Genomic DNA, 8,721 nt, shown 5'->3' on the forward strand with positions numbered 1-8,721 from the left:
CTCCGCCGAAGTATGTACGTCCAGCCGCTCGCTGTAGAGGCGGCCGAAGCGGGACCATACGCCGGAGGCCAGGTCGGCCAGGCTTTTGCCGTGTGCGGCCACCATTTCCGCTGCCAGAAGCCCGGCCAGAATGCCGTCTTTTTCCGGAATGTGCCCGCGGACCGACAAACCGCCGCTTTCTTCCCCTCCTAAAAGACAGCCCTTCTCCAGCAGGTGCTGGCCGATGTACTTAAAGCCAACCGGCGTCTCATACGCTTCCTGGTCATAGGCGCGGGCCAGGCGGTCCAGCAGGTGGGTGGTGGCCACCGTCCGGGCTACCGGCCCCCGTTCGCCCCGGGTTTCGAGCATGTGGTAGTACAGCAGGGGCAGGAACAGGTTCGGTGCAATATAAGTGCCGTCCCGGTCAATAATGCCGAAACGGTCGGCATCACCATCCAGGGCCAGCCCCAGGTGTGCATTACGCTCCAGGACCAGCGAGCGCAGTTCCCCAAGGGACTTTCCAGTGGGCTCGGGGAGGCTGCCGCCGAAAAGGGGATCCCGCCGGTTATGGATCACCTCAACCTGGATACCCTCACCGGCCAGAATATCCTCCAGGTAACCGATACCTGCACCGTACATGGGGTCCACGACAACCTTCAAGCGGGCCTTCCTGACGGCCTCAAGGTCAACGAGCTTTCGGATGTGCTCGAAGTAAGCGGGCCGGGGGTCGATCTCGCGGGCGGCGGCCCCGGGAGGTCCGGCTGGGGCGCCCGGGTGTTCCCCGGCTGCCTGCAGGCGGTGAATATTATCTTCGATCTCCCTGGTGATATGGGGCAGGGCCGGCCCGGCATATTCGGGGATGAACTTAAAACCGTTATATTCAGGCGGGTTGTGGCTGGCTGTCAGCATTACGGCCCCCCCGGCCCGGTACTCTCTGATGGCAAAAGCGGTGACCGGGGTGGGCGTGGCCCTTCCGGTAAGGTGGACCGGGATGCCCCGCGCGGTGAAGACATCGGCCACCGTAGCAGCCAGCTGCTCCGACAGGAAACGGTTATCGTAGCCGACCACCACACCCTTTTCGGCCAGCCGGTGGGCTTCCAGGTAATCAGCCACCGCCCGGGTTACCAGGGCCACATTATCAAAGGTGAAATCGCGGGCCAGAATGCCCCTCCAGCCGTCGGTACCAAAGGATATGCTCGCAGGCAAGTAAAGATCCCCCCTTGTCAAAAGGTAGCGGCAGAAGCCGCCTGTCGTTTCACAGCTCAACATCAAGTGGCTGCTTGCCTTCTGCCCGCAACCGGATTAACAGTTGTCTCCCGAGCGGCGCTCAAGCAGCTCGCCCCGTGAAAGCGGGCGGACGGTCATTCCCATGCACCACGCACACCTACTGCGGCATCTTACCGGGAAGTTTGTCGGTAATATCGGTGACGTGCTGCATGGTGTCTTCCTTTTTGTCCACATAAAGGTTGCCTTCCGTATCCAGGCTGGCGTACATGACGTCCTTGACCGATTTGATGCCCTGCTTTTCCAGTTCCCGGTAGAGCCAGTCTTCGGTGAGGTTGTTCTGCTTCAGGTTCTGCTGGATCACCACGCCGTCCACGATAAGTTCCGAAGGAATGCCCTGGTATTTGGTGGGTATCTGCATATCGGAGGGCGTGAGGGGCTGCTTGTGGCTCTTCAAGAGCACGCTCAACTGCCCGTTCGGCTCAGCCACGGCAAATTCGACATCGGAAATGTTGAACACATTTTTTTCCCTCAGCTGCATCATGAGGTCGTCAATGTTATAGATCAACTTTTTCATATTATTTTCCAGGATCTTACCGTTATGGATGACCACTGTGGGTTCCCCCTCGATCACCTTGCGCAGCGGGCGGTACTTCAGCGAAGCATATTCGGCCAGAACCGTCAGGAGGCCGAAAAGCAGCAGCCCGAAGGCGTAATACCAGCCGTTTTCCTTGAGGTCCGTCACCATGGAAGCGGCAATGGAGCCGAGGACGATGGCGTTGACGAAGTCCGCCACCGTAAGCTGGCCGACCTGAGATTTGCCCACCACCCGGGTAATCACAAGCACCCCCACAAAGGCTCCCACTCCCCGGATGAGAATTTGCAGATAAGGATTCATCTTCCCTTCCCTCCGTAAGTATTAATTTACAAGCCTTAGTTTACCGGAGGTCAGGGAATTTATACCTCTTGAGAGCCGGAACATCAGGGGTCGGGCCGAAGTACGGGTTTAGCTCATCCATATTATGGTAATAATATGGTCCGGGGAGGTAAAAATCATGAACAGCCAAAAACTGCTCAAACAGCTCCAGAAGCGGCAAAAGATGTTTGAAGAATATCTCAGGCAGCTCCAGGAGGAGCGGAAGAGCAAGAACGCCGGCAGCCGGGCGGGCTCAAGAGCCGTTCATAAATAGCCGCCTTTCCTTAACAGCCGCCATTCTTCCTGTACCACTCCACCGTCAGACGCAGGCCAGCAGCCAGGTCCGTACGGGGCTGCCACCCCAGGACTTCGCGGGCGAGGCTGCAGGACAGGTAGCTGTGGCGAATATCCCCGGGCCGGGGCGGGCGGTAGTGGGCCTTTGCCCTGCACCCGGTAAGCTGCTGGAGCAGCACGTATAACTCGTTGACCGTGGTAGCGCGGCCGGTGCTCACATTGAGCACACGGCCGCCGCCTTTTTTCACGGCAGCCAGGTTGGCCGCGGCCACATCCCCCACGTACACAAAATCTCTCGTCTGCTCGCCGTCACCAAAGATGCAGGGAACGTCACCCCGCAGCAGCCGGTGGACAAAAACGGCCACCACGCCCCCCTCGCCGGCAGCGTCCTGCCGGGGGCCGTAAACATTGGCGTAGCGCAGCACGGTATAATCCAGCCCATAAAGACCCCGGTAGGCTTCCAGGTAGTGTTCAACCGTATGCTTGGAAATACCGTACCCTGCCAGGGGGCGGACGGGATGTTCTTCGTCCACGGGCAGGTAGAGGGGGTCCCCGTAAACCGCCGCCGAGGAGGCATAAACCACCTTTTCCACCCCGGTGCGGCGGCACGCCTCCAGCAGGTTTATGGTTCCGCCTATGTTGACCGCGGCATCCCGGGCCGGGTCGTCCAGCGAGGCCCGGACGTCCACCTGCGCCGCCTGGTGAATGACCACCAGGGGCCGGAACTGTGCCAGGGTTTCCCGCACGAACTCCTCGTCCCGGATATCACCGTGATAAAGGCTGGCTGCAGGGTGCAGGTTGGAAAGGCTTCCCCTGGAAAGGTCGTCCAGCACCGCGACATCCGCCCCGCAGGCCGCCAGCTGTTCCACCACGTGAGAACCAATAAATCCGGCACCGCCGGTAACCAGAATCCGCATGATCGACTCCTTTCGTTTCTTATGTAGCCAAAGAGGGGCACCGGCGCTCCGCAAAATCGCTCGCTCTGGAAACGCCGTGCCCTTGCAGTTAACAGAGCGGCCTGACTGGACACTTACAGCCGGCCTTTCCCACCGGCTCCCGTACCTGCCGGGCCCTCAGAGGGTCCGGACAACCTCCTTGAGATAGGCCGCAAATTCCTCGCCCAGGTCCGGGCGTTCCAGGGCAAACTCCACCATGGCCTTCAGGTAACCCAGCTTATCTCCCACGTCGTAGCGCCGCCCCTTAAAGGCCAGGCCGTACACGGGCTGTTCGCGGCAGAGCACCCGCAGGGCATCGGTGAGCTGGATTTCCCCGCCCGCCCCGGGCGGTATTTCGGCCAGTATATCAAAGATGCGCGGGTCAATTATGTAACGACCCATGATGGCCAGGCGGGAGGGAGCCTCTTCACGGGCAGGCTTTTCAACCAGGTCCCGCACCCGGTACACACCCTCCCTGATGGGTTCCGCATCCAGGATCCCGTACTTGCTCACGTCTTCCGGAGGCACTTCCTGCACCGCCAGGATGGTGCCGGGCAATTCTTCGTAGAGGTTTAAAAGCTGTTTCAAGCACGGTGTTCTGCTGCGCACTATATCGTCGCCCAGTAGCACAGCGAAAGGTTCGTTGCCGATGAACTTTCGGGCACAGTAAACGGCATGGCCCAGGCCTCTGGGCTCTTTCTGCCTGACATAATATATGTCAACCATTTCGCTGATATCCTGAACCAGTTCCAGAAGTTCTATTTTATCCCTGGCTTTCAGCTGCTCCTCCAGGTCCGGAGACTTGTCGAAATGGTCCTCTATGGCCCGCTTATGACGGCCCGTGATAATCAGGATGTCTTCAATACCGGAACGGACCGCTTCTTCGATGATGTACTGGATGGTGGGCTTGTCGACTACGGGTAACATTTCCTTGGGCTGGGCCTTGGTGGCCGGCAAAAAACGCACACCCAACCCGGCCGCCGGAATGATAGCCTTACGGATCTGCAAAATCCAACACCCCCATCTAAATGAAATAAGCGGCCCTACACCATGGCAGGACCGCTGCTGTATCGCAAGCTATAATTTGCCCGAGACCTGTCGATCCTTTTCAGGTGCTCCACCGATCACGCCCACCCTGTTGGCCGCGGTAATGGTCAAAACGGCCAGTATGACCAGCAGAGCCAGGGCCTGGTCGGTAGCCACCAGGTTCAACACCACCGCGCTGGCTCCCAGCAGGGCGCTGATGCCATAAATTACCAGCACGGCCTGCCGGTGTGAAAGTCCGAGGGCAAGCAGTTGATGATGCAGGTGTTCCTTATCAGGCTGGAAAATAGGCCGGTGCCTGTGATAGCGCCGCAACACGGCAAAAAAGGTATCCAGCAGGGGGATGCCCAGGATAACCATGGGGACCAGCACCGAAACGGCAGTCACGCTCTTAGTCAAGCCCATAACCGCCATGACGGCCAGTGCATAACCCAGCAGCAGGGAACCGGAGTCACCCAGGAAGATTTTGGCCGGGTGGAAGTTGTAGCGCAAAAAGCCTACCAGCGCCGCAGCAAGGATCAACGCCAGCACGATTACCTCCCGCTGGCCTGCGGCACCGAAAAACTTCCACTGCGTCCAGCCCACCACAGCCATGGTCAGGGCGGCGATACAGGAGACGCCGCTGGCCAGACCATCCAGCCCGTCAATTAAATTGACCGCATTGGCAACAGCCACCACCCAGAAGATGGTAACAGGGACAGCCAGCCAGCCGAGTTCGATTATGTGGCCGTTTAAGGGGTTGGTGACAAAATATACCTGAACGCCGAAAGGCAGCAGGACCAGTGCCGCAGCTACCTGCCCGGCCAGCTTCACGCGGGGTGAAAGACCCCGCATATCATCCACTGCGCCGAGGAGCGTGATAAGCGTCATCCCCAGCAGCAGCCCGCAAATGCCAGGCGTGAGGTGCATGGTGGCCAGGACGGCCGCCACAAAACCCGCGTACACCGCCAGGCCGCCCAGGCGCGGCATAATTCCCCTGTGCACCTTGCGGGCATCCGGCCGGTCTACCGCTCCCCAACGGAAAGCCTGCCGCCGCACCCATGGGGTTGCCGCCAGGGTAATCCCGGTGGCCAGCAACAGGCCCAGCATTACCTTGAACAAGCCTATCCCTCCGCAACCGACAATAACCCATAATATCAGTGGTATTGTACCACCATGAACTTAATAACTACAAACCGCGTCATATGATGTCGGAGGGTGATAAACGGGGTGCGGTGGATTCTGGACAAGCTTTTTTAGCTTATTGCCCGTTCAAGGAAAATTTGATCAGTCCCCCTGTCCCACAGCAAAAATCAGTTCCGCCTCTGCCGCCAGCTGGTCTCCCACCATGACCCGTCCCGCGGCCCTGCCAATGTTGCCGCGCATCTTGAGGACCTGAACTTCAATGTGCAGCTGGTCGCCGGGCACCACCTGCCGCCGGAAACGGGCCCTGTCGATGCCTGCAAAAAGAGCCAGCTTCCCGGCAAATTCTGGCACCTGCAGGAGAGCTACCGCCCCAACCTGGGCCATAGCCTCAATAATCAAGACGCCGGGCATCACAGGGTGGCCGGGAAAGTGGCCAGCAAAAAATGGCTCGTTGATGGTCACATTCTTTATACCCACGGCCCGCTTCCCTTCTTCCACTTCCACAATCCTGTCCACCAGCAGGAAGGGGTACCGGTGGGGTAGAATCTTTTGTATCGACTGTACGTCCAGCATGTTCCTCTCCAGCCCGCCGCCGGGCTGACACTCCTTCCTTTAAATACTACTACAAATCTTTCCGGCCCGGTGCAAGCTGTTACCTGCACCGGGAACCGGGGCAGAAAACTTTGAGCTTGAAACAGGAATATTATACCACAGAAAGCCCTGTCCCGGCACCCTCTGCCGGAAAAAATTTACGAAAGGACAATGGGATGGAAACTGGGACAAAGCCTGTGCTTGAAAGAGAGGACCTGCTAAGGCATTTTACATGCCGACTCTTTTCACTCGTCCTGCCGGCCCTTTTCTTCCTCCTCCCCCTGCTGCTGCCGGCCGCCCGGTACCTCGCAGGTTCAACCGCCGGGGCGGAACATTACGACATTGTGATCTACGGCGGCAGCTTTGCCGGCTGCGCCGCAGCCCGCACCGCCGCCCTGGCCGCCCCGCACAAGTCCATCCTGCTGGTGGTACCGGACCCCGTACCGGCCCTGGGCAGTATCGGGACCAACGGCGGGCAAAACTTTTTTGATGCCCGGTACTGGCGGGGACACCTGGTCGCTCAAGGCTCCTTCGCCCGCTGGTACAGGCAGGCGGGCCAGTTTTACAACCCGGGAGCCATGGCCATCCTGCTCCGGGCAGACCTGGCGACACACGATAATATCTCTATTCTCTGGTGCCACGATATAGAAGCGGTAGATTATACCGGCCGCCCCCGGCGCATCGTGCGGCTGGTGCTGCGGGAAGTTTTCCCCGGCAGGAACGGGGTGACCAGCTGGGGCAGCGACGTGCGCCGGATTGAGGGACAGGTATTCGTGGACGCCTCGGACGACGGGCGCCTGGCGCGCCTGGCCGGAGTGACCACCACCGCCGGGCGCTACGACTGGCCGGCGGCGTACCTCGATGGGTCGGAACGGGATTCAAGACAGGGTGGGCAAACGGCCCGTCCAGCCAGCACCGGGCTGGCCCGCCAGCAGGCGGCCACGCTGATGTTCAAGGTAAGGGGCGTGGAAACGCCCCCTCTGGAGGCGGGGCAGGTGCTGAAAGTGGGCGACCTGACCTTTATCCGTGACCCGCGCGGCGGCCTGGGCATCGCGGGAGGCAGCCGCACTTTCAGGGAAAGCCGGGTTGTCAGGGCCTTTAACGACCGCTACGGCCCCCTGGGCCTGGCCATAAAGCCGCTGAACGCCGCCTCAGAAGGGCGGGACGGTTCCGAATGGTGGGTAAACGCCCTGGTGGTTTTCAACGTCGACGGGAGGGCCTGCCTGCGGGACAGGGGGACCACCCGTTACCCCACCGTGCGTGAGGACAGCCTGGATGTGGACAACGCCCGGCTCAGAGCCGTGGAGATATTAAAAAACCCGGCCTTCCTGGACGCGCTGCGGCAGTTTTCCGCGGTCAGCCCCGCTACGGGGCACCGTTACGGTTTTGCCAGGGCGGAACTGGTGCGGGACAGCCGGGGGGAGCCGGTGGTGGGAGATGTACTCTACCTGCGGGAAACCGTCCACATACCTCTGGACGCGGAAAAAGCAGGCCACGGGACGGAGAACACGAACTACGCCCTGACGGCAAGGGCCTGCCAGGAAGCCGGGGGCGGACCTGGCGGGGCGGCTACGGGAGGCCGGCCTGTGGAAACCGGTGCCGGAAAGACAGGCCAGGACAGGGTACGGTCAACCCGGCCCGGGGCCGACGCGTACAACTACCCCACCCGCGTCGGCCTGGCTTATTACGCCATGGACATCAACGCCTATACGTTCCAGGACTTAAAACGGGACGGAATCTACACCTGGCCGGTCACGGGGACCGTCCGCCCCGATTGGGAGAGGCGGGGCGGGGAACCGCGGAACCCCGTCTACCTTCCTTACCGCATGCTGGTCACCTCCCAGGCCGAAAACCTGCTGGTGCCCGGTTATGCGACAGGTGCTTCCTCGCTGGCCTGGGCGGAAGTACGGGTCATCCCCAACCTGTGCGTGCTGGGGGACGCGGCGGGGGCAGCAGCAGCCCGGGCCGTCCTGTTCGGGGAGGTACCGGCCCGCTTCGGCCCCACCCAGATCAGCTGGGTGCAGCAGACTCTGCGCCGCATGGGAGCGAGGCTGGAAAAGTGACCACCAGCACCCGGGACCTGGAGCTGGTCAGCGTCAGGGGTACGATCACCCTGCACTCATCCAGGGGAGCGGCCAGCCACTGGTTCATCACGGGCAGGCCGGCCAGCGCATCCCTCCAGGAAAGGGAACGGACAACCCGGCGGTCCGGAGTTACTTCCAGCAGGGTGGAAGTACCGGCATCGGCAATGAGCGTGTTCCCGTTGGGCAGCCGCAGGGCACCCGTGGGGCGCTTCAGCCTGACTGCCCCGGACACAGTACCGGCCGGAGGCGCATTGACGGCACCCGTCCCGGCCGGAGCCACCCCACTGCCGGCTGCCGTTCCCTGCGCACCCCCCTGTGGGGCGGGCGGCACGGCATATGTACCGTCGCCTACCTGCCAGACGACCTGCTTTTTAGCGTCGACTTCCAGCACCCGGCCCCCGGTGAAGCCCTGGTCCACGATCAGGGTGTGCCCGTTTGGCAGCCGGACGGCCTGCACAGGGTTGGCCAGGTGGCCGGGCGTGCCCGGCGGCACCGGCCTGCCCCAGCCGTAAGACCAGACCACCTTTTT

General features: G+C 61.2%; 8 protein-coding genes and 1 pseudogene. 2 read left to right on the forward strand and 7 right to left on the reverse strand.

Annotated features, from left to right (window positions below; genetic code table 11):
* Positions 1 to 1,185, reverse strand: a 1,185-nt coding sequence (locus tag ACPLUI_RS07560; RefSeq protein WP_424659659.1) for a phosphoglucomutase/phosphomannomutase family protein, incomplete at its 3' end; no start/stop codon positions are given.
* 178 nt (positions 1,186 to 1,363) lie between these two features.
* Entirely contained in the window at positions 1,364 to 2,101 is a 738-nt protein-coding gene (locus tag ACPLUI_RS07565; protein WP_424659660.1) for a YetF domain-containing protein, read from the reverse strand.
* Positions 2,102 to 2,258: 157 nt separating this feature from the next.
* On the opposite strand from ACPLUI_RS07565, the gene ACPLUI_RS07570 reads away from it, so the two are divergent.
* Positions 2,259 to 2,393: a hypothetical protein gene (locus ACPLUI_RS07570; protein ID WP_424659661.1), complete on the forward strand. Its 135-nt coding sequence runs from the start codon at positions 2,259 to 2,261 to the stop codon at positions 2,391 to 2,393.
* A 10-nt stretch (positions 2,394 to 2,403) separates the two neighbouring features.
* Here ACPLUI_RS07570 and ACPLUI_RS07575 read toward each other — a convergent pair whose 3' ends face one another.
* The 4 genes from ACPLUI_RS07575 to fabZ all read right to left on the reverse strand — a co-directional run bounded on the left by ACPLUI_RS07575 (position 2,404) and on the right by fabZ (position 6,090).
* Positions 2,404 to 3,330, reverse strand: a complete 927-nt coding sequence (locus ACPLUI_RS07575) for an SDR family oxidoreductase (RefSeq protein ID WP_424659662.1) — start codon at positions 3,328 to 3,330, stop codon at positions 2,404 to 2,406.
* A 156-nt stretch (positions 3,331 to 3,486) separates the two neighbouring features.
* Positions 3,487 to 4,356 carry a UTP--glucose-1-phosphate uridylyltransferase GalU gene (gene galU / locus ACPLUI_RS07580; RefSeq protein ID WP_424659663.1) on the reverse strand — a complete coding sequence of 290 codons (870 nt, stop codon included), beginning with the start codon at positions 4,354 to 4,356 and terminating at the stop codon, positions 3,487 to 3,489.
* 69 nt (positions 4,357 to 4,425) lie between these two features.
* Positions 4,426 to 5,493 (reverse strand): glycosyltransferase family 4 protein, encoded by a 1,068-nt coding sequence (locus ACPLUI_RS07585; RefSeq protein ID WP_424659664.1) that lies wholly within the window; start codon positions 5,491 to 5,493, stop codon positions 4,426 to 4,428.
* A 165-nt stretch (positions 5,494 to 5,658) separates the two neighbouring features.
* Positions 5,659 to 6,090 (reverse strand): 3-hydroxyacyl-ACP dehydratase FabZ, encoded by a 432-nt coding sequence (gene fabZ / locus ACPLUI_RS07590; RefSeq protein WP_424659665.1) that lies wholly within the window; start codon positions 6,088 to 6,090, stop codon positions 5,659 to 5,661.
* A 194-nt stretch (positions 6,091 to 6,284) separates the two neighbouring features.
* Here fabZ and ACPLUI_RS07595 point away from each other — a divergent pair, with 194 nt between their 5' ends.
* Positions 6,285 to 8,171: an FAD-dependent oxidoreductase gene (locus ACPLUI_RS07595; RefSeq protein ID WP_424659666.1), complete on the forward strand. Its 1,887-nt coding sequence runs from the start codon at positions 6,285 to 6,287 to the stop codon at positions 8,169 to 8,171.
* Here the strand turns inward: ACPLUI_RS07595 and ACPLUI_RS07600 are convergent.
* A pseudogene (locus ACPLUI_RS07600) lies at positions 8,119 to 8,721 on the reverse strand (hypothetical protein); the annotation flags it as partial. The gene ACPLUI_RS07595 and the pseudogene ACPLUI_RS07600 sit on opposite strands and share 53 nt — an antisense overlap.

Source organism: Desulfofundulus sp. (genome assembly GCF_049701015.1).
In the GTDB taxonomy this organism is placed as follows: domain Bacteria; phylum Bacillota; class Desulfotomaculia; order Desulfotomaculales; family Desulfovirgulaceae; genus Desulfofundulus.